Source organism: Nocardia sp. bgisy118, from assembly GCF_057708605.1.
The window spans coordinates 18,645-38,859 of record NZ_JBYISM010000007.1 but is presented as its reverse complement, the minus strand read 5'-3'; the positions used below and the strand labels follow the sequence as shown (position 1 = coordinate 38,859).

General features: G+C 68.1%; 23 protein-coding genes and 1 pseudogene. 14 read left to right on the top strand and 10 right to left on the bottom strand.

Going from position 1 to position 20,215, the window contains the following annotated elements; all coding sequences use genetic code 11:
* Nucleotides 1–612: 612 nt before the first annotated feature.
* Together AC3EO7_RS10980 and AC3EO7_RS10975 are read left to right on the top strand one after the other, a co-directional pair.
* Nucleotides 613–939 carry a hypothetical protein gene (locus AC3EO7_RS10980; protein ID WP_431968226.1) on the top strand — a complete coding sequence of 109 codons (327 nt, stop codon included), beginning with the start codon at nucleotides 613–615 and terminating at the stop codon, nucleotides 937–939.
* A gap of 420 nt (nucleotides 940–1,359) precedes the next feature.
* Nucleotides 1,360–1,737 carry a hypothetical protein gene (locus AC3EO7_RS10975; protein ID WP_431968224.1) on the top strand — a complete coding sequence of 126 codons (378 nt, stop codon included), beginning with the start codon at nucleotides 1,360–1,362 and terminating at the stop codon, nucleotides 1,735–1,737.
* Between the two features lie 159 nt (nucleotides 1,738–1,896).
* On the opposite strand, the gene AC3EO7_RS10970 is transcribed toward AC3EO7_RS10975, so the two are convergent.
* Complete coding sequence (locus AC3EO7_RS10970; RefSeq protein ID WP_431968222.1) at nucleotides 1,897–2,982, bottom strand: glycoside hydrolase family 183 protein; 1,086 nt, start codon at nucleotides 2,980–2,982, stop codon at nucleotides 1,897–1,899.
* 167 nt (nucleotides 2,983–3,149) lie between these two features.
* Nucleotides 3,150–4,985, bottom strand: a complete 1,836-nt coding sequence (locus tag AC3EO7_RS10965; RefSeq protein WP_431968220.1) for an acyl-CoA dehydrogenase — start codon at nucleotides 4,983–4,985, stop codon at nucleotides 3,150–3,152.
* 231 nt (nucleotides 4,986–5,216) lie between these two features.
* Between AC3EO7_RS10965 and AC3EO7_RS10960 the strand changes: the two genes are divergently transcribed.
* Complete coding sequence (locus tag AC3EO7_RS10960) at nucleotides 5,217–5,813, top strand: alpha/beta hydrolase family protein (protein WP_435591113.1); 597 nt, start codon at nucleotides 5,217–5,219, stop codon at nucleotides 5,811–5,813.
* 56 nt (nucleotides 5,814–5,869) lie between these two features.
* Here the strand turns inward: AC3EO7_RS10960 and AC3EO7_RS10955 are convergent, their stop codons facing one another.
* From AC3EO7_RS10955 to AC3EO7_RS10940, 4 genes are all read right to left on the bottom strand, one after another.
* The gene (locus tag AC3EO7_RS10955) at nucleotides 5,870–6,565 is read right to left on the bottom strand and encodes a class I SAM-dependent methyltransferase (protein ID WP_431968216.1); all 696 of its coding nucleotides are present in this window, start codon (nucleotides 6,563–6,565) and stop codon (nucleotides 5,870–5,872) included.
* A 125-nt stretch (nucleotides 6,566–6,690) separates the two neighbouring features.
* Complete coding sequence (locus AC3EO7_RS10950; protein WP_435591112.1) at nucleotides 6,691–7,926, bottom strand: erythromycin esterase family protein; 1,236 nt, start codon at nucleotides 7,924–7,926, stop codon at nucleotides 6,691–6,693.
* Nucleotides 7,927–8,058: 132 nt separating this feature from the next.
* Nucleotides 8,059–9,114 carry a glycoside hydrolase family 183 protein gene (locus AC3EO7_RS10945; protein WP_431968212.1) on the bottom strand — a complete coding sequence of 352 codons (1,056 nt, stop codon included), beginning with the start codon at nucleotides 9,112–9,114 and terminating at the stop codon, nucleotides 8,059–8,061.
* 194 nt (nucleotides 9,115–9,308) lie between these two features.
* Nucleotides 9,309–10,085 (bottom strand): crotonase/enoyl-CoA hydratase family protein, encoded by a 777-nt coding sequence (locus tag AC3EO7_RS10940; protein ID WP_435591111.1) that lies wholly within the window; start codon nucleotides 10,083–10,085, stop codon nucleotides 9,309–9,311.
* Between the two features lie 121 nt (nucleotides 10,086–10,206).
* Between AC3EO7_RS10940 and AC3EO7_RS10935 the strand changes: the two genes are divergently transcribed.
* From AC3EO7_RS10935 to AC3EO7_RS10925, 3 genes are read left to right on the top strand one after another with little or no spacing between them, the layout of a single operon-like run.
* Nucleotides 10,207–11,739: an acetyl-CoA acetyltransferase gene (locus AC3EO7_RS10935; protein ID WP_435591110.1), complete on the top strand. Its 1,533-nt coding sequence runs from the start codon at nucleotides 10,207–10,209 to the stop codon at nucleotides 11,737–11,739.
* Complete coding sequence (locus AC3EO7_RS10930) at nucleotides 11,736–12,500, top strand: crotonase/enoyl-CoA hydratase family protein (protein WP_431968206.1); 765 nt, start codon at nucleotides 11,736–11,738, stop codon at nucleotides 12,498–12,500. The genes AC3EO7_RS10935 and AC3EO7_RS10930 overlap by 4 nt, the downstream gene beginning before the upstream one ends.
* Nucleotides 12,501–12,504: 4 nt before the next feature.
* Complete coding sequence (locus tag AC3EO7_RS10925; protein ID WP_431968204.1) at nucleotides 12,505–13,146, top strand: TetR/AcrR family transcriptional regulator; 642 nt, start codon at nucleotides 12,505–12,507, stop codon at nucleotides 13,144–13,146.
* A gap of 265 nt (nucleotides 13,147–13,411) precedes the next feature.
* On the opposite strand, the gene AC3EO7_RS10920 is transcribed toward AC3EO7_RS10925, so the two are convergent.
* Entirely contained in the window at nucleotides 13,412–14,203 is a 792-nt protein-coding gene (locus AC3EO7_RS10920; RefSeq protein WP_431968202.1) for an alpha/beta fold hydrolase, read from the bottom strand.
* Nucleotides 14,204–14,299: 96 nt separating this feature from the next.
* Between AC3EO7_RS10920 and AC3EO7_RS10915 the strand changes: the two genes are divergently transcribed.
* The 3 genes from AC3EO7_RS10915 (at nucleotide 14,300) to AC3EO7_RS10905 (ending at nucleotide 15,277) form a co-directional block, all read left to right on the top strand.
* Nucleotides 14,300–14,524: a hypothetical protein gene (locus AC3EO7_RS10915; RefSeq protein WP_435591109.1), complete on the top strand. Its 225-nt coding sequence runs from the start codon at nucleotides 14,300–14,302 to the stop codon at nucleotides 14,522–14,524.
* Nucleotides 14,511–14,807, top strand: a complete 297-nt coding sequence (locus AC3EO7_RS10910; protein ID WP_431968198.1) for a hypothetical protein — start codon at nucleotides 14,511–14,513, stop codon at nucleotides 14,805–14,807. Before AC3EO7_RS10915 ends, AC3EO7_RS10910 begins: the two co-directional genes overlap by 14 nt.
* Nucleotides 14,808–14,872: 65 nt before the next feature.
* Nucleotides 14,873–15,277: a hypothetical protein gene (locus tag AC3EO7_RS10905; RefSeq protein ID WP_431968196.1), complete on the top strand. Its 405-nt coding sequence runs from the start codon at nucleotides 14,873–14,875 to the stop codon at nucleotides 15,275–15,277.
* A gap of 230 nt (nucleotides 15,278–15,507) precedes the next feature.
* Here AC3EO7_RS10905 and AC3EO7_RS10900 read toward each other — a convergent pair whose 3' ends face one another.
* Entirely contained in the window at nucleotides 15,508–15,810 is a 303-nt protein-coding gene (locus tag AC3EO7_RS10900) for a DUF1905 domain-containing protein (RefSeq protein WP_431968194.1), read from the bottom strand.
* Between the two features lie 312 nt (nucleotides 15,811–16,122).
* Between AC3EO7_RS10900 and AC3EO7_RS10895 the strand changes: the two are divergent.
* A pseudogene (locus tag AC3EO7_RS10895) lies at nucleotides 16,123–16,614 on the top strand (NADPH-dependent FMN reductase); the annotation flags it as partial.
* 133 nt (nucleotides 16,615–16,747) lie between these two features.
* Nucleotides 16,748–17,272: a flavin reductase family protein gene (locus AC3EO7_RS10890; protein ID WP_431968192.1), complete on the top strand. Its 525-nt coding sequence runs from the start codon at nucleotides 16,748–16,750 to the stop codon at nucleotides 17,270–17,272.
* 30 nt (nucleotides 17,273–17,302) lie between these two features.
* Here AC3EO7_RS10890 and AC3EO7_RS10885 read toward each other — a convergent pair whose 3' ends face one another.
* Complete coding sequence (locus tag AC3EO7_RS10885; protein WP_431968190.1) at nucleotides 17,303–17,509, bottom strand: hypothetical protein; 207 nt, start codon at nucleotides 17,507–17,509, stop codon at nucleotides 17,303–17,305.
* Nucleotides 17,509–17,757, bottom strand: a complete 249-nt coding sequence (locus AC3EO7_RS10880; RefSeq protein ID WP_431968188.1) for a MarR family transcriptional regulator — start codon at nucleotides 17,755–17,757, stop codon at nucleotides 17,509–17,511. The genes AC3EO7_RS10885 and AC3EO7_RS10880 overlap by 1 nt, the downstream gene beginning before the upstream one ends.
* Before the next feature lie 257 nt (nucleotides 17,758–18,014).
* On the opposite strand from AC3EO7_RS10880, the gene AC3EO7_RS10875 reads away from it, so the two are divergent.
* Genes AC3EO7_RS10875 through AC3EO7_RS10865 form a run of 3 tightly spaced genes read left to right on the top strand, consistent with a single transcriptional unit; the run spans nucleotide 18,015 to nucleotide 19,685 of the window.
* On the top strand, nucleotides 18,015–18,347 hold the full coding sequence (locus AC3EO7_RS10875) for a hypothetical protein (protein ID WP_431968186.1): 333 nt from the start codon (nucleotides 18,015–18,017) through the stop codon (nucleotides 18,345–18,347).
* Nucleotides 18,325–18,849, top strand: a complete 525-nt coding sequence (locus AC3EO7_RS10870) for a DUF6879 family protein (RefSeq protein WP_431968184.1) — start codon at nucleotides 18,325–18,327, stop codon at nucleotides 18,847–18,849. The genes AC3EO7_RS10875 and AC3EO7_RS10870 overlap by 23 nt, the downstream gene beginning before the upstream one ends.
* Nucleotides 18,846–19,685, top strand: coding sequence for a helix-turn-helix domain-containing protein (locus tag AC3EO7_RS10865; protein ID WP_431968182.1), 840 nt, complete (start codon nucleotides 18,846–18,848; stop codon nucleotides 19,683–19,685). The genes AC3EO7_RS10870 and AC3EO7_RS10865 overlap by 4 nt, the downstream gene beginning before the upstream one ends.
* The last annotated feature ends 530 nt before the right edge of the window (nucleotides 19,686–20,215 follow it).

The window sequence follows — 20,215 nt, the reverse complement described above, 5'->3', positions numbered from 1 at the left end:
GGTGGCCGCAACCGCTGCGAGGCGTGCGAAGTCGTTGCGAGGACCTATTCCGGAATCGTGTACCGGGGGCTCGATCGAGTAGTGATCGCGGAGGAATTGATTTGCAAACCTCGGACTGAGTCTTGCAAACCGTGGGAATGCTGTCGAAAGGCTTGCCGGAATTGTTCCCAGTATTCGCCCAGGTGAAACGTTACATATCGATTTTGTGAAATAGATCTCACTACCGGATTTGGGCTTCGACCCGTCAGTAACTTCGCGGGCTTGTGGTCGGCTGAAGGTCTGGCGTCGATGGTCGGCGACGAGGATGCTCCGTTCGGCAAGCTGGCGGCTTGCGTCCGGATTGCAAGGTATCTGCCCTGGTAGGACGGCGTGGCGCGGCGATGCGCTCGCGCTGCGGATTTAGCCGTTCGGAGGGCGATATCGACCGCGGTAAAGCGTGAGCCGTCCGATTGCGAACCTTTCATCCCGAGTTGCTCGCAAAATCGGGGTTACTCCCCACCGTTTGAATTGCAACCGGTTCATCGTTAACACTCGAACCCCTGTGATAGAACAATCCCGTCGGCCGCCAACGGGTTGCCGACGGAGGATAACTTCCAAGGGGATATTTCGAAGATGAAGATCATTCGTTCGTTCGGTTTCGCTTTCGCCGCCGCTGCCGGAATCGTGCTGGCAGGCTCCGGGCTGGCCGGCGCCGAGACCACCGGTTCGGCCGAGTTCACGACCCAGTTGGTCGAGGCATTGGCGACCGGCTCGGCCGGCGCCACGAAGTCGACCGCGGCGGAGACTGGTTCGTCGGAGGCGCTGACCGCGCTGGCCGAGAACCTGGCGACCGGTTCCGCCACGAAGCCCACCGCCTCGGACGCCGGTTCCTCGGAGTCGACGACCAAGCTGCTGGAGACGCTCATCACCGGTTCGGCGAACCTCGACCTGACGAAGTGAGCGCATAGCTCGAATACGCCCCGCCTCATCGAGGCGGGGCATTTTTTCGTTTCGGGAAGTCCTCGAGTTTGCTGAAACACTACTCGCGATACCGCGCTGAACAACCCATCCAATCAGCGCGATCGGATATCAGCAGCTTCGAAATCCCTTCTGCGCGGAAGTATTTGCCGCACGGCTGGCAATCGGCGCGAACCCGATGTCGCGTAAGGTTCGCCATCGCCGCACGTCAGCGCGGAGATTCAGGCAGGAGTGCCGAGGGCCGAGTTCACGCGTCGGAACCCGCGAAGGTGAACTACTCGTAACTGATCATTTGCGATGCGTTCATCATCACGTCGTGGCCCGAAAATATTGCGTGATAGACATAGGCGCGTCGACCGCACTGTGTTGTCGACCAAGATTTTCGAGGAAGAGAAGAATTCCATGAGCAAGATTCGCGTGCTCGGCATCGCTGTGGTCGCCGCCGGTATCGTCCTTGGTGGTTCCGGTGTGGCGTCGGCGGAGACCGGTTCGGCCGCTGGTTCGTCCAACTTCGCCACCGGTCTGACCAACCTGCTGGCGACCGGTTCGGGTGGCGTGAAGCCCCTGCCGACCGCGGGCGAGACCACCGGTTCGGGCGCCGGTTCTTCGAACTTCGGCACCGGCCTGACCAACCTGCTTGTCACCGGCTCCGGCGGTGTGAAGCCGCTTCCGGTCGCGGACGGCTACGTCAACCCCTACCTCGACGGCTGGAGCGCAGGTTCCTCCAACCTGCTCGTCGGCCTCGGCAACCTGATCGGCACCGGCTCCAGCGGTCGCTAGTCGCTGCCCTGATCGCGGTAGGCGCGGCACGGCCGTGCCGCCACGAGGCTGTCAGCGCCGCGGGCTGCCAGTGTCGGGTGGAGGTCGGAGGCGACGGGCGCATTCCTGCATACGAGAACGGCCCGGGAACACCCCGGGCCGTTCTCGTATTCGCGGTACCTACAGCGGCGTCTTCATCAGCACCACGTTGTACTGCGTGTGCACCGTCAGCAGAAAGTACAGATCCGACCCGGTCTGATACGGGAAGATCATCGGCGCGTAAGCGGTCGGCAGCGACGCGGCCTCGATCAGCACCCGCGGCGCGCTCCACGGCCCCTGCGGCGACGAAGCCGTCCGCAGGACGACGGAATTCGCCGGATCCGTTGTCAGCATGACGAACTGGCCGAGGTAGTCGTTCCACATCACCGACAACTCGGCGACGCCGTCCACGATCGGCGCCGAGGCCAAGGGATCGTTCGGCTTCCACGCGCCGCCGTCCCAGTACTCGTAGGAGTCGATGTTCGCGATGTCGGCTTCCCTTGTCCGCGAGACGAATCCGGGGTTGTTGCGGCCAGGGGCGGTGCCGTAGCGGTAGACGTAGCCGTCGTGCTTCAGGAAGGCGTTCTGCTGGAAGCGCTCGTGCCCGTCCACGTTCGCGCGGCGGGTGGTGGTGAGCGGCGCCCAGGTCTGGCCGCCGTCACCGGACGTGGCCAGGGTGGAGAAGTTGGTGTTCCACCTGCCGTGATCGCCCCACTCCCGCACCGACATCAGGCTCATGTACTGCACTCCGCCCACCGAAATGCCCGCGGTGGGGATGAGACTGATCTCGATGCCGGGAATCTTGGGGCTCGGCAACGGATTCGGGACGACGCTGTCGAAGAAGATGCCGCCCGACGGATCCTTGGTGGTGCTGCGGAACAGCACGTTCGAGGTCCAGGCCCACATGCTGCCCGCGAGCAGGTTGGGGATGCCGAGCCCGGCGCTGTCGCCGAAGGCGGTGATCATCCGGCCGCTGCCGTCGTCCCACATGATGCCGAGGTCGGTGCCGAGCACGTTCACGTTCTGCGTGCGGTTCGGGCTGTCCATGCCGGTCATCTGGAAGACCGCCTTGGTCGGCCCGGGCAGCTGCGGCAGTCCGCGCCAGCCGTTCAGCACCGGAATGGGATTCACGTTGTTCGGGTCGGCGGCGGCGGGGCCTGCCAACACGACCGTGCAGGCCGCGGCGACGGCCCCGGCTCTGGCGAGTGCGGACAGCGATCGGTTCATCCGGACGGGTCCCTTCTGTGGCGCGCGGTCTGCCTCGAACATTCTGCCTGCCCGTTGCGGTTTCGGGCGAGGTTGACCTTGTGGGACCCGCCATGTCCCGAACGCGAAAGAGCGGCCCGGACGAATCCGGGCCGCTCTCGCGGTGTTTCGACGGTGTCGGCGAGACCTTAGAAGGCGGCCTCGTCCAGCTCCATGATGTCGTTGTCCAGGTTGGCCAGGACGGCGCGGGTGGCGGTCAACTCGGGCAGGACGTTGCGCGCGAAGAACTGCGCGACACCGATCTTGCCGTTGTAGAAGGCCACATCCGAGCCGGAGGCGCCCGCGTCGAGCGCCGCGATGGCGACCTCGGCCTGGCGCAGCAGCTGCCAGCCGATGAGCAGGTCGCCGACGGAGAGCAGGAAGCGCACCGAACCCAGGCCGACCTTGTACAGCTCGGACGGCTGCTCCTGAGCGCCCATCAGGTGGCCGGTCAGGGTCGCCGCCATGGTCTGGACGTCCTCGAGCGCGGTGGCCAGCAGCTTGCGCTCGCCCTTCAGGCGGCCGTTGCCCGCCTCCGAGTCGATGAACTTCTGCACCTGGCCCGCCACGTGCGCCAGCGCGACACCGCGGTCACGGGCGATCTTGCGGAAGAAGAAGTCCTGCGCCTGGATGGCGGTGGTGCCCTCGTACAGCGAGTCGATCTTGGCGTCGCGGATGTACTGCTCGACCGGGTAGTCCTGCAGGAAGCCCGAACCACCGAAGGTCTGCAGCGACTCGGTCAGGTACTGGTAGGCCCGCTCGGAACCGACACCCTTGACGATCGGCAGCAGCAGGTCGTTGACCCGGAAGGCCACGTCGGAGTCGGCGCCGGAGACCAGGTTCGCCACGTCGGCGTTCTGGTGCGCGGCGGTGTAGAGGTAGATGGCGCGCAGGCCCTCGGCGTACGCCTTCTGCAGGGCCAGCGAACGACGCACGTCCGGGTGGTGGGTGATGGTGACGCGCGGCGCGGCCTTGTCGGTCATCTGGGTCAGGTCCGCACCCTGCACGCGCTGCTTGGCGTAGTCGAGCGCGTTCAGGTAACCCGTCGACAGGGTGGCGATGGCCTTGGTGCCGACCATCATGCGGGCGTTCTCGATGACGTCGAACATCTGCGCGATGCCGTTGTGCACCTCGCCGACCAGCCAGCCCTTGGCGGGCACGCCGTGGCCGCCGAAGGTGACCTCACAGGTGGCCGAGACCTTGATGCCCATCTTGTGCTCGACGTTGGTGACGAAAGCACCGTTGCGGTCGCCCAGGGTCTGGGTCTCGAAGTCGAAGTGGTACTTCGGCACGTAGAACAGCGACAGACCCTTGGTGCCCGGGCCCGCGCCCTCGGGGCGAGCCAGCACCAGGTGCATGATGTTCTCGAACAGGTCGTCGGAGTCACCCGAGGTGATGAAGCGCTTGACGCCCTCGATGTGCCAGGTGCCGTCTTCCTGCTTGATCGCCTTGGTGCGGCCGGCGCCGACGTCGGAGCCGGCGTCCGGCTCGGTCAGCACCATGGTGGCGCCCCAGTTGCGCTCGGCGATGATCTGGGCCCACTTCTTCTGCTCGTCGGTGCCGTTGTTGTAGAACACCTGCGCGAAGCCGGGGCCTGCGCCGTACATCTGAGCGGGCGGGTTGGCGCCGAGGATCATTTCGCTCAGTGCCCAGACGACGCTTGCGGGAGCGCCGAGGCCGCCCAGCTCCTCGCGGACGCCGACCTTCATCCACTCACCCTCTTCGAGGGCGCGGTAGGACTTCTTGAACGCTTCCGGCAGGGTGACGACGTGAGTCTCGGGGTCGAAGGTCGGCGGGTTGCGGTCGCCCTCGACGAACGACTCGGCCAGCGGGCCCTCGGCCAGGCGACGCACCTCGTTGAGCATCTCCTTGACAGTGTCGCTGTCCAGGTCGCCGTAGGCGCCTGCGTCGAGCAGGGAGCCGAGTCCGAGGACCTCGAAGAGGTTGAACTCCAGGTCGCGGACGTTGCTCTTGTAGTGACCCATGGTCTGTACTCACTCTCCGTTGAGTTGGTGCGGTCGGTTTGGTTGCCGTTCCCGCCCGTTGTCGCCACCGGGGTAGTTTTCCGGATTTCCGCATGCTACTCGCGGGTAACTTATGCGCCATATTACCGGCCGGTAAGGGGCAGGCAAAGACGGCGGCCAGCAATGTGACGCGATAAACAGCCCCTGAGCGCTGCATCTGCGCTCTCCGCTGGTAGGCGGCTACGGTGAGGTGTGCAGATCGAGACGAGCGCGGGTCCCGCCGAGATCGAGCTCGACCGGCCGCGCAAACCGGCCTTCCTGCTGCTGCTCACCCACGGTGCGGGCGGTGGGGTGGACGCGAAAGATCTTTTGGTGGTGCGCGATTCGGCGTTGGAGCTGGGCGGCGCGGTGGCCAGGGTGGTGCAGCCTTATCGCGTCGCGGGGCGGCGGGCGCCGGGCTCGGCGGACAAGCAGGATCAAGCCTGGCTGGAGATCGTGGCGGCTTTGCGCAAGAAAGTTCGCGGCGTCCCCGTCATCCTCGGCGGGCGCAGCAACGGGGCGCGGGTCGCCTGCCGTACGGCGGTCGCCGCGCGGGCCCGCGGCGTGCTCGCGCTCTCGTTTCCGCTGCATCCGCCGGGTAAGCCGGAGAAGTCGCGGCGCGAGGAGCTGCTCGCGGCGGACGGCATCGAGGTCGTGGTGATCAACGGGGCGAACGACCCGTTCGGCGTGCCCGAGGCGGCCGACGCCGCCGAAGTGCGCGTGATCCCCGGTCAGCCGCACTCGTTCCGCGCCGGATTCGACACCATCGCGGCGACCGTGCAGCCGTGGTTGCGGCGCTGGTCGGAGTAGGTATGTCGGTCGCCGGGTCGGCCTGTGTCTCGCGGTCGGCGTGCAGCTGTGCTGGATCAGGAGGCCGAGGCTTCGGTTTCCGAGGGTTCCGGCGCGGGTTTGGTCGCGATGACCAGCGCGTCGATCGCGTCGCGGCCCTCGGTGGGGCGCAGCACCCGGTCCGCGATGTGGATCTCGAGACCCGAATCCGAACCGAGGTCGGCGATGATGTCGTCGGGGGTGAAGAGGATCGACGGGTCCTGCGGTCCGCCGAAGCCCTCCGTCAGGTTCAGTGTGTCGTGCCCGAGGATCAGCAGCGTGCCCGCCGGTGTGAGTAGTTCCGCGGCGCGGCGCACCACGGCGCGGCGCTGCTCGGCGGGCAGATGCAGGAAGACCATCAGCACCAGCTCGTAGGGGCCTGCGATCCCGGCGGCGTCGAGATCGGTGACGTCGGCGCACTGCCAGGTGATTCGTCCGCGCACCGATCGGGACAGCCGCGTGGCCACGGTCCGCCCCTTGTCGATGCCGACCTGCGAATAGTCGACGGCGTGCACCTGCCAGCCGTGCGTGGCCAACCAGACGGCGTTGCGTCCCTCGCCGCAGGCCAGGTCGAGCGCCCGCGGCAGACCGAGATCCTCGCCTTCGGCGGAGTCGGGCCCCACAGGCGCGCGCCGGTCCAGCCCGTAGACGTGCTCCACCACGGTGCTGTTCGGCGGTGCGCCCCAGACCAATTCACTCTGCGCGTAGCGCTCGTCCCAATCGGCCGCATCCATAGGGCGAGTCTAGGAACCGCCGTGTTCGGGCGGACCGTCGGCACCGCGCTGGAAAGCACCGGAGGTGCGGAGTCTGAGCCGCACAAGCCCGCTCCCGCGCGGCACCGCACGCACCGCGCCGGTGCTCACTCGGAGGGCGCGGGAAGCCAGTGCACGGGCGAGGTCTCGCGGATGTGCACGAGGATGTCGAACGCCCCCGTCAGGGAGGGGACGCCCATGTGTGCTTCGGCGTCCTTGCTCGGGTCGTAGATCCCGCTGATGGTGCGCAGCTCGGCCGGTGCGCGACGCCAGGTGTCCACCGATTCCGTTGCGGCCGTGCGCAAGTCGACGAAGAACGCGGGAAAATCCACTTCGCCGAGCACCGCGTCGACCAGCTCCGGCCGCGGCCTGGGCGCCTCGGCCATGCCGAGATCACCGTGGTGAAAGCCGATGGCCACAGTGACGTAGTCCGTGCCGAAGTGGTCGCGCAGGTGGGAGCCCGTGCCGCGGAACTCGCCCGCGGCCGAGCCGACGCCGAGCGCCTGAGCGCTGACGTGGGCGATGCCGTCCCAGAACGCGATCTTCACGCCGGTCGCGCGCTGCCATTCGATGACGCGTTCGGCCGATGGCCGCTCGTCGCGGGCGAAGCCGCCTTGCCCGGCGACGCTCTGCTCGTGGAAATCGGCGATCAGCCGGGCGTGGGCGCGGGCCCGCCGGTGCTCCGCGGTGTCGGGCAGCTCGTCGAGCAGGGCGAGCGCGTCGCGGGCGTGCTCGGCGAACGGGCGTCCTGGGTGAATGCCCTGATGGCGCTGGACGTGCTCGTCGATTCGGTGTGCGGTGCGGATCGGGTTCAGATGGGTTTCGGCGCGCGCCAGCCGGTCCGGCGCGGCTTGGCGGAGGTAGTCCAGCACCGCGTCGTAGTCGGAGGGTTCGGCGCGCGGCGGTTCCACGCCGAGGACGCGGATCGGGTCGTCCGGGTGCTGCTGGTTGAACAGCCGGATCCAGGCCAGCGTGTCGACCATCTCGGCGGTCCGCAGCGGGCGCCACGCTCCGGCCAGCGCGGATTCCGGATCGCCCGCCCCGGTGCGGACGTACTCGTCGATGCGCTCGCCGGACCGCGCGCTGTCCTGGATCGCGAGCCCGCGGAACCCGTGCCTGCCGACCAAGGCGCGGAAGAGCCGTTCCCGCACGCCGTAGGTCTGCCGCGAGAACCTGGTCGACTCGCCGAGCCCGACGATCGTCGCCGATCCGAGTGTCTCGACGAGCTCGTCGAGATCCTTTCCCACATAGTCCGGTTCGGTGTCGACCACGGGGCGCGCAGCGGACCGCACCCATGCCGTCACGTCGGCGGATGGGCGGGCGATGCTGGATGCAGAAGTCATTGTTCCTCCGGATCGGTCGCGTGCTGCGGCCAGCCTCGTACATGAAGCTTTGTTGAGGTCAAGTGATCCGGGAAGGAAAAAAGGGGGTGCCCGCTGAATCGCGGACACCCCGAACGCGTCACGGCGCGATGATCACAGCGTGGTGCGCATCAGGACGACGTTGTACTGGCTGTGCACGGTGGTCATGAAGTACAGGTCGCGCCCGGTCTGGTACGGGAAGATCGAGGGGGCGTAGGCCGACGGCAACTCCCTGGTGTCGATCAGGACTTCCGGATCGCTCCACGGACCCTCGGGCGAGGAAGCCCGCCGCATCACGACCGAGTTGAACGCGTCCGTCGTCAGCGAGATGAACTGGCCGAGATAGTCGTTCCACATGACCGACAGTTCGCCGACGCCCCACATGATCGGCGCCGCGGCGTTGACGTCGTTCTTGCGCCAGCCGCCGCCGTCCCAGTACTCGTACTCGCCCAAGTTCTGGATGTCGTGCTCGCGCACCCGCGCGATGAACGCGATGTTGTCGCGCCCGGAGGGGGTGCCGTACTCGTAGACATACCCGCCGCTCTTCAGGAAGGCGTTCATCTGGAAGTTGGCGTTGCCGCCCTCGTTCGGGCGCCGGGTGTGCCCGAGATCCGCCCAGGTCTCCCCGTTGTCGGCGGAGGCGGCCAGGCCCGAGTAGTTCGTGGTCCACTCGCCGACGTTGTCCCAGGTCTTCACCGACATCGTGCTCATGTACTGCACGCCGTCGACCGCGATGCCCGCGGTGGGGATGCGGCTGATTTCGATGAACGGAATCTTCGGGCTCGGAATGAGATCGCGCGCCTGTCCGAAGACGTCGCGCACCACGCTGTCGAAGTAGATGCCGTTGGCCGGGTCCTTGGTGTTGCTGCGGACCAGGATGTTGCTACGCCAGGCCCACATGCTGCCGGCGAGCAGGTTGGGGAAGCCGAGTCCGGCGGTGTCGCCGAACGCGGTGAGCATCTCGCCATGGCCGTTGTCCCACATGATGCCCAGATCGGTGCCGAGCACGTTGTAGGTCTGGGTGTTGTTGGGGCTCGCCATGCCGGTCACCTGGAACATCGCGCGGCTGCGACCGGCCAGATTCGGCAGACCGGTGGTGCCGTTGAGCACCGGAATCGGGTTGATCGCGTTTGGGTTTGCCGTGGCGGGGGTAGTTGCCGTGAGAAGCAAGGCCGTGCCACCCGCTAGAGCCGAAAGCAGGATTTTTGCGGTCTTGTTCAAGGTCGTGGGCCCTCCGGGTCTCGCCGAAACGGGCCTCGATACACCACCCCCCGATGTGAACCGAAGCACATTTCGAATGGCTGGCAAATCGACGGAAATGCTAGCAGTCGAACCGGGGAAATTGGTGGCTTGCGATCTTGTCTCTACGAAATGAAGCCCTCTTTGTGTGATCTTCCATCTCGGTTCGCGGCCAGACGCAGGATCAGCGGCAGCTGTGTCGCGCGCTCGATTCCGAAGGTGCGCCGCGCCGATGCGTGCCAGGACCGCTCGAACAGTCGCTTGGCGCCCGCCACCGCGTGCGGGGAGCGGGACGCGATGCGTTCGGCGAGTTTCTCGGCGGCGCCGATCGGGTCGTCGGTCACCTCGGTGACCAGGCCGATGCGTTCGGCGTAGGCGGCGTCGACCACGTCGGCGGTCATGGTCAGCAGCAGTGCTTTATCGATGCCGATCAATCGCGAGAGCGTGGCCGCGCCGGTCATATCCGGGACGAGGCCGTGCTTGGCCTCCATGACCGAGAACTCCGCGTCGGGTGTCGCGAAGCGGACGTCGGCGGCCAGCGCGATCTGGAGTCCGCCACCGAAACAGCGGCCGCGCACCGCGGCGATGACCGGGACCTCCAACCGCCGCCAGGCCCAGCAGGCCTCCTGGAAGGTGTTGGTGCCGCGCCACGGCAGCGGCACGAAGTTGCGCACAGCCGCGAGCGGATCGCGGGTCGCCTTGGCGACATCGAGGCCGCTGCTGAAGCTGGGGCCGTTGCCGGACAGGATCACCGCGCGCACGTCCTTGCGCTTCGCGACGGTTCGCGCGGCATCGACCAGGTCACCGAGCATCTCGATGGTCAGGCCGTTGTGCTTGTCCGGGCGGTCCAGGCTGACGTAGGCGCGGTCGCCGTCGAACCGCAGTGCGATAGGGGATCCCATGCCCGGATCTTACTCTCGAGTCAGTTCTTGTCCACGGGCTATTGCCCTGGTCGGGACGGTCTGCTTCAATCGAACCAAATTACCGTCAATGCTGACGGTAAATATTCGGAGCGGAGGAAGAATGCTGCCAGCCGGAATGGATCCGCGGACGCCGGTGCTCGTCGGCGTCGGGCAGGTCGTGCACAGAACCGGCGATCCGGGGCTGCCCGGCCCCGTCGAACTCGCCACCGAATCGCTGCGCCGCGCGGGGGCGGACAGCGGCGCAGGAGATCGGCTGCTGCGGGCCGCCGATCTGGTGGCCGCCGTCGCCCCGGTCAGCAAGCCGTATCCGGATCTCGGCGCGCTGGTCGCCGCCGAGCTGGGGGCCGCGCCGAAGCGCACTGTGCAGTCCGTGCGATTCGGCGGCGACGCGCCGCAGCGGCTGCTGAACACGGTCGCGCAGGCCATCGCCGACGGAAAGTCCGAGATCGCCCTCATCACCGGAGCCGAGTCGGTGGCCTCGTGGAACGCGGCGACTCGCGCGGGCGCCGGGCTCGAATGGCCCGAGCAGCCAGAGGATGCCGCGCCCACCGAGCTGATCGGTTCGGACAAGGCGCCCAACTCGGAGATGGAGACCGCGGCCGGACTGTGGGGCCCGGTCTACTTCTACGCGCTGATGGAAACCGCGCTGCGCGGCAGGCTCGGCCTGAGCGAGGCCGCGCATCGCGAGCGCATCGGCGGGCTGTGGTCGCGGCTGTCGTCGGTCGCCGAGGACAACCCGTACGCGTGGCTGCCCGCGGCGCAGTCCGCCGCCGACCTGGCGACGCCCTCATCGCACAACCGGCTGGTGTCGACCCCGTACCCGAAGCTGCTCGTCGCGAACCTCTCGGTGGATCTCGGCGCCGGCCTGATCGTGTGCAGCGCGGCCGCCGCCGACGCCGCCGGTGTGCCGCGCGATCGGTGGGTCTTCCCGCACGGCGGCGCGACCGCCACGGACGTCTGGTTCGTCTCCGAGCGCGCGGATATGAGCGTCTCGCCCGCGATCGCGGCGGCGGGCGAGTCCGCGCTCGGCGCAGCGGGTATCGGCATCGACGATGTCGCCCACATCGATCTGTATTCCTGCTTCCCGGTCGCGGTGCAGGTCGCGGCGGAGGCGCTCGGCCTGCCGATCGACGATCCGGCACGGCCGCTCTCGGTCACCGGCGGGCTGACCTTCGCGGGCGGGCCGGGCAACAACTACACCACCCACTCGATCGCCACCCTCGCCACGCGGCTGCGCGAGGACCCCGAGTCCTACGGCCTGGCGACCGCGCTCGGCTGGTACATCACCAAACACGGCGTCGGCGTGTACTCGGCGCGCCCGCCCGCCGAGCTCTTTCGCGCGGCCGAGGCCGTGGTGCCCGCCGCGCGCCGCGACACCGCGCCCGGCTACACCGGCCCGGCGACCGTCGAGGCCTACACCGTCGCCTACCGCAAGGGGCCCGCGCCGGAGCGCGCCGACGAGCCCGAGGCGGTGGTGATCAGCGCGCTGAACCCGGCGGGTGCACGCATACTGGTTCGGGTTTCCGACGCCGAGACCATCGCGGCGTTCACCGACGGCGACCCGATCGGCGCGGCCGCCGAGATCACCGCCGCCGACCAGCTCACCCTGCGCACCGAGAGGACCCCCCGATGACCGATCAGGTACTCGTCGAACGCCGCGACGCGATCACGCTGCTGACCGTCAACCGCCCCGAGGCCCGCAACGCCATCGATCTGGCCACCGCGCAGGCCATCGAGGCGGCCGTCGACGCATTCGAGGCCGACGCCGGCGCGCGCGTGCTCGTACTCACCGGCGCGGGCGGAACCTTCAGCGCCGGAATGGATCTCGTCGCCGCCTCCAAAGGGGAGATGCCGATGACGCAGCGGCGGGGTCCGCTCGGTATCGCGGCGAAACCGCCCGCCAAGCCGATGATCTCGGCCGTCGAGGGTTTCGCGCTCGCGGGTGGTTTCGAGCTGGCGCTCGCGGGTGACCTGATCGTCGCCGCGCGCGACGCGCAATTCGGAATCCCCGAGGTGAAGCGCGGTTTGGTGGCCGCGGGCGGCGGCGTGCTGCGGCTGACCCAGCGCCTGCCGCGGCCCATCGCGGCCGAGCTGGCGTTGACCGGCGGACGCATCGGCGCCGAGCGACTCTACCAGCTCGGCCTGGTCAACCGGGTCACCGAGCCGGGCGCCGCGCTGGCGAGCGCACTGGAGCTGGCCGCCGAAATCGTCGCGGCCGCACCGCTTTCGGTCGCCGCGAGCAAGCGCATCATCGACGAGTCGCCGGACTGGTCGGTGGCGGAGTCCTTCGCCAAGCAGGGCGAGATCGCGCTGCCCGCGCTGTTCTCCAAGGACGCCGCCGAGGGCGCCCTCGCGTTCGCGCAGAAGCGTGAACCGCAGTGGCAGGGGCGCTGACCCGATGCCGGAACGCGTCCGGGAGACGCAGGCGCAGCGCCGCGCGCGAATGCGCACGCGGCTCCTGGACGCGGCGATCGAGAGTCTGGTCGAGGTCGGCTACGCAGGGACGACGACGCTCGAGGTGCAGAACCGCGCCGGGGTACCGCGCGGCACGTTGCAGCACCACTTCCCGACCAAACCGGATCTGCTCGCCGGCGCCGTCGAGCATCTCGCCGCGCGCCGATTGGAGCAGCTGACAACGGAATTCGCGGCGATACCCGACGATGCCGACCGGCTCACCACCGCGGTCGATCTCACCATGCGCATGTTCAGCGGGGAATCTTTCCTTGCCGCGCTGGAGATCTGGGTCGGCGCGCGCACCGATCCCGAGTTGCGCGCCGCCTTCCTGCCGCTGGAGCAGCGTCTCTTCGAGCTGATGCACACCAGCATTCGCGACATCTTCCGTGCCGAGTTCCCCGATGACCCACGGGTGCCGACGATCACCGAGTTCACCATCGAGATCATGACCGGGCTGGCCATGCGGGCGCTGCTGACCGGGAACGTGGAGCGCAACCGAATCCTCCAGCAGCGCTGGGGAAATTCGGTTCGGGTGTTGCTCGGGACGGCACCGGCGGACACGTTGTTGGACCCTCGGCCCGTGTGAGGCGTGGCCGACGCGGCTGTTCTCGCGGGCGCACTGCGGGGGAGGGTGACGTGCGCGACGGCGGCTTCGTAGCTGTCGTGCCGACGCGGCTGTTCTCGCCGGGGCGCTGTGGCGGAGGGTGACGTGCGCGACAGCGGCCTTGTAGCTGTCGTGCCGACGCGACTGTTCTCGCCGGGGGCGTGCGGCCGGTCGATCGACGCGGCCGGTTTCGGTTGCGGTGGCTGTTGCGGGATTTCCGCGCGAAGTCCCGGGGGGCGAGCGCGCGCTACCGGCGGTTCGGATCCAGCTGGTCGAGCAGCACCCGGGCGCAAGCCTCGGGATCGTCCGGAAATGGCGAGTGCCCGCTGCCGTGCAGGGTGACGTGACGAGCGTTGGGCAGTTCCGCGCGGGCCTTGCGGTGCTGGGTGGCGTAGGTGAGCAGGACGTCGCGGCTGCCCCAGGCGATGGTGACGGGAATGTCGGCGAGCGCGCCGATCTCGGGCAGCCGCGCGTCGGCGAAAGAGGCCAGCGCTTCTCGGAATCCGGTCGAGTCGATCGCTCCCTCGGCGGTGCCGATCGCGAACTCCGCGTCCAACGCCCACGGCTTGCCGAAGATCAGGGACAGGAACGCCGTGCGGCCCGCCGCGGTGCCGAGAATCTTGGGCAGCTGCGGACGCATCGCGCGAGCGAGGGTGACCGACTTACCGAGCGACTGCTGGCACCACACCCGGCCCGGGGTGTCCCAGAACCCGATCGGGGAGTACGCGGTGACCGAGCGGGCCGATCCGCGCGCGCCCAGCTTCAGGGTGATCAGGCCGCCCATCGAGTTGCCTGCGAGGTGCGGGCGTTCGATGTTTTCCGCGGCCAGCCAGTCGGCGAGCGCGTCGGTGAGTTCGTCGACGGTCGTGTGCGGCAACGGATCCGAGCCGCCGAAGCCGGGCAGATCGACGGCGATCACCTCGAAGGAGGCGGCCAGGGTGTCGATGATCGGCTCCCATATCTGCCAGCGGCTGCCGACCCCGTGCACCAGCACCAACGGTTCGCCCGTGCCGACCCGATGATGGTTCCACGTCGTCATGCTCGTCCCCGGATTCTCTGTTGGCAGTGCGCCAATAGTATCAGTACGTCCGCGTTCCCGCTGGCAGAGTGCTCGCTCGCGGGTACGATAAATGGTATGGCAACGCGTAAGGTCACTCTCTCGCTGGACGAGGCGGCCTGGTCGTTCGCGGAACAGGCGGCGGCACGGGCCGGTATGTCACCGTCGGCGTGGATATCCAAGGCCGCGCGCCGGGAAGCGGTGCGCACGGGCGTCGGTCCCGTGGTCGATGTGGCGGCCGAGGCCGCGGCCGACGAGGCGGAGCTGGCCGCCGCCGAGGAGGCGATGCGTGCGCAGGGGTGAACTGTGGAGCTATCACCCGCACGGTTCGCTTCGGCGTCGTACCGTCGTGCTCATCAGTAGCGACGGCATCAACGAATCGCCGCGTCAGTGGCTGATCGCCGCCGAACTGCTCGACCAGGATCCGCAGGACATCCTCGCGGTCCAGGTGCCAGGGCGCGGCTGGGTGCACGCGGGCAATATCGGCCGCATCTATCGCGGCTGGCTCGCCGAGCGCATCGATGACATGGAGTCCGACGTGCTGGAACGGTTGGACACCGCGCTGCGCGCCGCGATGGACTTGTGACGCGGACCCCTCGCTGCGGGTACGGTCCCGGCCATACGGGAACCGTTGGAAGCGAGGGAATTCGGATGAGAAGAACGATCGCGGTGGCGTGTATCGCGGTGCCGCTGCTCGCGGGGTGCGGGGACGATTCGAGCACGGCATCCGGTTCGTCGACCACCGTGGCCGCGTCGACCACTGCCGCGTCGACCACCGTGGCGGCGGCGTCGACCACCACCGTCCCGCTGCCCGCCGGGGATTTGAGCCAGGCCGACGTCACCACGGTGCTGGCGGGGAAGGGACTTCCCCCGAAGCAATCCGAGTGCGTCGCGCGAATCTATGTGGAGGAGAAGATCTCTCAGGACGGATTGCGCAGGGTTCTCGGTGCGGATCTGTCCGGTCCCGTCGACCCCGTCTTGCTCGGGCTGAGCGCGGAAGACCAGACGCGAGTCGGTGTCGCTACCCGGCGAATGGTGCAGGAGTGCATTTTCTGACGGGTATGGGCTGGGCAGGAGTCGGCGCTGCGACCTACCTCGTCGAATGACCGGCCTGCGGCTCTGGTGGCCGCTGACCGCCTGCCGGCCGGTGTGGCTCGCATCCAGTGGTGGGGCGACTGGGTCGGATCTGGGTTGTGGGTGTGGCCGACGGCAGTTGGTGGGCGTGATCCGTCGGGGTCGCCGCATGCTCCAGTGCGTGGCGCGCGTCGCCCATGACCGTCTCTCGCTCAGAGAGCGATCGTCAGATCGATCTCGGCATCCGAACCCGCGACGAGGTTCTCGGCGACCCGCACCGGCTTCTTCACCGGCAGGACGTAGGTGGCGCGTTTCTTGTCCGGAAACAGCGAGGTGGACCAGCTGCTCGCGCCGATCCTGACGTGCACGCGGATCGCTCCGAACCCACCGGACCGATGCCCGTAGCGCTCCTCGATGTCGTCGGCGATCTCCTCTGGCAGCGACACGAAATGCCAGGAGCCTTCGCCGGAGTGCTCCCACACCCGTGCCGTGAACGAATATCGCGAACCAGCCACGCGCCGACCCTAATGCCGAGCACCGACAGGTCGCGCTCGCATGTCGATCCCGGTGCGCGCAACCCGTGAGTCCGCCCCCGATCGGGTTCACATGGGCTCCTCGGAGTCGACCGAGATGCTCGTTCGGATCGTTCATCCAGTAACTGAGCCGAGCTCCGGGCGCGGTTGTCGGTAGTCCGCTCGTAGGCGGCCGGACCGAACCCGTGCGCGCGCGTCTCGCGATGCGATCGCACAGATTCAAACCCTCGTTTCGCCTCGCGGCCGGTGTTGCACTGGGGACAGCCGCGTGCACGCGAAAGGAAGGACACAGCAGTGACAGTCACCGTCGTGGTCGGCAATCCGAAACCCGCGTCCCGCACGCTGGCCGCGGGCATCCTGGTGGCCCGCGGTCTGCGGCCCGACGTCGAACCCACCGTGCTCGAGCTCGCTTCCTATGGGCCCGCGCTGCTCAGCTGGGGTGATCCCGCGGTGGCGGACGCCGTGCGCACCGTGGCGGAGTCCGAGCTGGTGGTGTTCGCCAGCCCGACCTTCAAGGCGACCTACACCGGGCTGCTCAAACTCTTCCTCGAACAATTCGACGGCGGAACGGGATTGGCGGGAGTGCTGGCCGTCCCGGTGATGCTCGGCGCAGGACCGGCGCACGCGCTCGCTCCCGACCTGCTGCTCAAGCCCGTGCTGGCGGAACTCGGCGCGACCGCGGCGCTGCCGGGTCTGTACCTGGCCGATCGGACCTTCACCGAGGACGGAGTGATCGGCGCGTACGCCGACCGGTGGCGGCCCGTGGTGCAAGCACTGGGTCGTACGAGCACCGAGCAGCCGAACGTCCGTGATTCGGGGGAACGACTTTCGAGCGCGAGTGAATCGAGGGATCCCAGCGCAGGTGATTCGCTTCGATCCGACGCCGATTCCTACGCGAACGCGAGCAAGGCGGTGGACCATGCATGAACTCTTCGAAACACCGGCCGACGGAACGGGATTGCGCCGTGCCTTCGCCAACTTCCCCAGCGGCGTCGTCGCGGTCTGCGCCGAGGTCGACGGCGTGCCGCACGGCCTCGCGGTGAGCACCTTCGTGCCCGTCTCGCTCGATCCGCCGCTGGTCTCCTTCTGCGTGCAGAACAGCTCCTCGACCTGGCCGCGCCTGGAGCGCGCGACCCACCTCGGCCTGAGCCTGCTCGGCACCGACCAAACCGACGCCGCGCGTGCGCTCGGCGCACGGGACGGCGACCGCTTCCGCGCCAGCGAACTGCACCGAGGCACCGGTGAGGCCGTCTTCATCCACGGTGCGTCCGCCTGGATCGAGGGCGTCATCGAGGCCCAGGTCCCCGCGGGCGATCACCTCGTCGTCATCCTCCGCATCCACCGCCTGGCCACCCGCCACGACATCGACCCGCTCGTCTTCCACGGCAGCCGCTTTCGCCGCCTGCACGCCGAACCGAGCGAGATCACCAACGTGCCGAGCTGACGGCCCCTACGACTTACCTTTCGCTGCCGGTCATCGTCGCTGCCTGCCCGAGTCGGGCCTCAGGTGCCCCGCCTCTTCGAGGGCGTGGTGCGCGGCGGTCTTCGCCGGACATTGGCCGACGAGGCATTCGAGGTGAACCTGCATCGTCCGGTGCGCGGCACGGAGACTCGATGCGGGGTAGGCGGTGTTGGCGCAGCTGAGATGGTTGATCAGCAGCGCGTCGTCGAAACAGGACATCATGACCGCCTCGGCATTGTCGGCACGTCGAGCGCGTTGCGCCCGCGTGGGGTGTTGGTGAATGCCTGGCCGCGAGCCGACAGCGTCCATCCCCGCGCCGCCGTCTCGACCAAGCTCCGGTCGACGAGTTCTCGGACCACCGATCGAACCGACGACTCCTTCATGCGCGTCTCGCGCGCGAGTTCCGCAGTGGTGAGCGGCCCGTGATCGTGTAGCGCGGCCATCACGCGGCCCTCGTTCATCTCCATCGCGGTAGCCCTCCGCGTCGGCGTGTGCGGTCGCCTCCGATGCCGAGGATGTGGTGGCTCGCCGACCGGCGCAGGGTCGGGACCGACCGCCTCCGCATCGAGTGCTGTAACGGACAGTACGAACCGAGTGGCCTGCGCTGCCACAAACTTGCGCGAACTTGCATCCCTGTTTTCAAACGGTGACGAAAACGCCCTAGTTGATGGACTATTGGAGGAGTTGCGCAAGCCGTCGCACACCGTTGGAAGAGGACAGCACGATGCGTCTGAGGTTCCTGGGCAAAGGCGGATCGAACCAGGGCGGATGCCCGACGCTGTACGCGACCGACCGCGGCACCTACGTCGTGCAGGGGTGGCGGACCAACGACGAGGCGACGGTGGAGATCCCGCACGCGCTACTCGGTTTCGTCGAGCCGGACACCTTTGTCGGCGCGACGATGGCGGACACGGGCCGCGGCACGTTCACCCTGTCGGGCGAGCCACTCGGCGACCCAGAGGCGCTGGCACACATGAGCTTCACCCCCGACGAGACCGCCATCGAGGTGCCGAAGCGAGAGAGGACGTTCTACGGTGCTGTTGATCACGGCCGGTGAGTTCGCCGACGCAGTGGGCGAGTGCAAGCGTGCGGCCCTGCATCTCGAGGTACAGGACACCTACGAGACTCCCGAGGAGTCCGAGCCTTTCGCTCGGTTCCTCGCGGGCGAGCCGGACGATTACGCGTGGATGGCCGATTGGGCGGCGCTGGTCCGGGAGACCACCGGCCGCGGCGTCGCGGTGCGGCGAGCCCGCGTCGTCACCGTGCCACACGTCGACTACCAACGGTGGACCTTGGAAGTGTCGCGGGTCAATATCGCCGCGGGCGAGGAGGTCCGTTATCTACCGCGACATCTCGTTTCGCCCGACGAGCTCACCGCCGACGACTGGTGGCTGCTCGACGACCGCGCCGCGTTCACTGTGTTCGAGCCGGACGGGCGGTGGGCGGGCGTCGCGGTGACAACCGATTGGCAGATCGTCGACCGGTGCCGGGCGGTGTGGAATCTCGTGTGGCAGCGTGCCATTCCGCACGCCGAGTACGCGATGGCCGGTCAGCGGTGACGAGCGCCGTTCACGAGGCCCGGGAGGCTCTCGGCCTGCGGCTCCGAGAGCTTCGCCGCGACGCGGACCTGACCGCGCGCCGCCTCGCCGAGCTCGCGAGCTGGCACGAGTCCAAGGTGTCGCGTATCGAGCACGGCAAGCAGACGCCGTCGGAGGCGGATCTACGCGCCTGGTGCGAGCGCACCGGCACCGGCGATCAGCTCGCCGACCTCGTCGCCACGTTGCGCAACATCGAGGCCGCCTACCTCGAATGGCGGCGCATCCTCGGTACCGGCATGCGCCGCCCGCAGAAGGCGCGCGTGCGCGTCGAGGCCGAGACGAACTCGATGCGATGGTACGAGCCGTACGTCTTTCCAGGGCTGTTGCAGACTCCCGCCTACGCCGAGGGCATCCTCCGCAAGGTCATCTCGTTCTACGACATCCCCGATGACCTCGAGGAGGGTGTCGCGGCGCGCATCGAACGGCAGCACGTGCTCTACCGCGGGCGGCGCCGGTTCAATTTCGTTGTCGCCGAGCAGGTGCTGCACACCACCGTCGGCGACGACGAGGTGATGCGTGGCCAGCTCGACCGCTTGCTCAACGTCATGATGCTGCCGAGCATCGCGTTCGGCATCATTCCCGCGGCCTCGGCCTACGCGGCGCCCGCCACGAACGGGTTCGCCATCTTCGACAGCAGGCTCGTCCAAGTCGAGACGATCAGCGCCGAGCTTGCAGTCACACAACCGCGCGAGATCACCCTGTACGAGAAGATGTTCACGGTGCTCGCCGAGCAGGCGCTCTACGGCGAGGGCGCCCGCGCGCTCATCGGTCGTGCGATCGAGGCGCGCGGGAACTGACCCTGTCGCACCTGACGCGGACGGAAGGTGCGGATCGCTCCGCAGTACGTGGCAGGCGGCACGACTACTTCGCTGTGGGGGTGCGCCCGTTGGCGCCACTCCTTCTAGGGTGTGCAGCTCGCGCGTCCGCGGTGCTCCTTCTCGGCGTGCAGACGCGCCTCCTGCTTCCGGCGCCGGTGTCGACTCGCGTAGGGATCAGCGCGGCGGTGAGCACCGCTATGCCGTCGATGGCCGCACCTCGGCCGGGGCCGATGCCCGGCGCCTGCCCGGCGAGTGCCGCTGCGAGCGTGAGTATCTGATGCCACGTAGGACCGTCGGTCCAGCGGATCTGTGCGTCGCGGCGGCGGATGTGGTGGTTGTCGTGACAGTCGAGAGTGACTCGGGTGCAACGGGATTCGGACAGTAGCTGCGTCATGCGCCGTGCCTGACGAGTGCGATCGACGCCCATGGTCGACAGACTGAAGGCCGCCGGCAAAGGGTCAGGGCTACACCCTTGGCTACACAGCATTGGAGTCGAGAAAGGCCCCGAC

What these genes read in the sequence shown, in the direction of transcription:
- AC3EO7_RS10905 (WP_431968196.1), top strand. Translation starts at nt 14,873, where the DNA reads ATGAGAAGAACGATCGCGGTGGCGTGTATCGCGGTGCCGCTGCTCGCG.
- AC3EO7_RS10940 (WP_435591111.1), bottom strand. Translation starts at nt 10,085, where the DNA reads ATGGGATCCCCTATCGCACTGCGGTTCGACGGCGACCGCGCCTACGTC.
- AC3EO7_RS10885 (WP_431968190.1), bottom strand. Translation starts at nt 17,509, where the DNA reads ATGTCCTGTTTCGACGACGCGCTGCTGATCAACCATCTCAGCTGCGCC.
- AC3EO7_RS10975 (WP_431968224.1), top strand. Translation starts at nt 1,360, where the DNA reads ATGAGCAAGATTCGCGTGCTCGGCATCGCTGTGGTCGCCGCCGGTATC.
- AC3EO7_RS10890 (WP_431968192.1), top strand. Translation starts at nt 16,748, where the DNA reads ATGCATGAACTCTTCGAAACACCGGCCGACGGAACGGGATTGCGCCGT.
- AC3EO7_RS10965 (WP_431968220.1), bottom strand. Translation starts at nt 4,985, where the DNA reads ATGGGTCACTACAAGAGCAACGTCCGCGACCTGGAGTTCAACCTCTTC.
- AC3EO7_RS10955 (WP_431968216.1), bottom strand. Translation starts at nt 6,565, where the DNA reads ATGGATGCGGCCGATTGGGACGAGCGCTACGCGCAGAGTGAATTGGTC.
- AC3EO7_RS10875 (WP_431968186.1), top strand. Translation starts at nt 18,015, where the DNA reads ATGCGTCTGAGGTTCCTGGGCAAAGGCGGATCGAACCAGGGCGGATGC.
- AC3EO7_RS10915 (WP_435591109.1), top strand. Translation starts at nt 14,300, where the DNA reads ATGGCAACGCGTAAGGTCACTCTCTCGCTGGACGAGGCGGCCTGGTCG.
- AC3EO7_RS10970 (WP_431968222.1), bottom strand. Translation starts at nt 2,982, where the DNA reads ATGAACCGATCGCTGTCCGCACTCGCCAGAGCCGGGGCCGTCGCCGCG.
- AC3EO7_RS10950 (WP_435591112.1), bottom strand. Translation starts at nt 7,926, where the DNA reads ATGACTTCTGCATCCAGCATCGCCCGCCCATCCGCCGACGTGACGGCA.
- AC3EO7_RS10925 (WP_431968204.1), top strand. Translation starts at nt 12,505, where the DNA reads ATGCCGGAACGCGTCCGGGAGACGCAGGCGCAGCGCCGCGCGCGAATG.
- AC3EO7_RS10930 (WP_431968206.1), top strand. Translation starts at nt 11,736, where the DNA reads ATGACCGATCAGGTACTCGTCGAACGCCGCGACGCGATCACGCTGCTG.
- AC3EO7_RS10920 (WP_431968202.1), bottom strand. Translation starts at nt 14,203, where the DNA reads ATGACGACGTGGAACCATCATCGGGTCGGCACGGGCGAACCGTTGGTG.
- AC3EO7_RS10980 (WP_431968226.1), top strand. Translation starts at nt 613, where the DNA reads ATGAAGATCATTCGTTCGTTCGGTTTCGCTTTCGCCGCCGCTGCCGGA.
- AC3EO7_RS10880 (WP_431968188.1), bottom strand. Translation starts at nt 17,757, where the DNA reads ATGGAGATGAACGAGGGCCGCGTGATGGCCGCGCTACACGATCACGGG.
- AC3EO7_RS10935 (WP_435591110.1), top strand. Translation starts at nt 10,207, where the DNA reads ATGCTGCCAGCCGGAATGGATCCGCGGACGCCGGTGCTCGTCGGCGTC.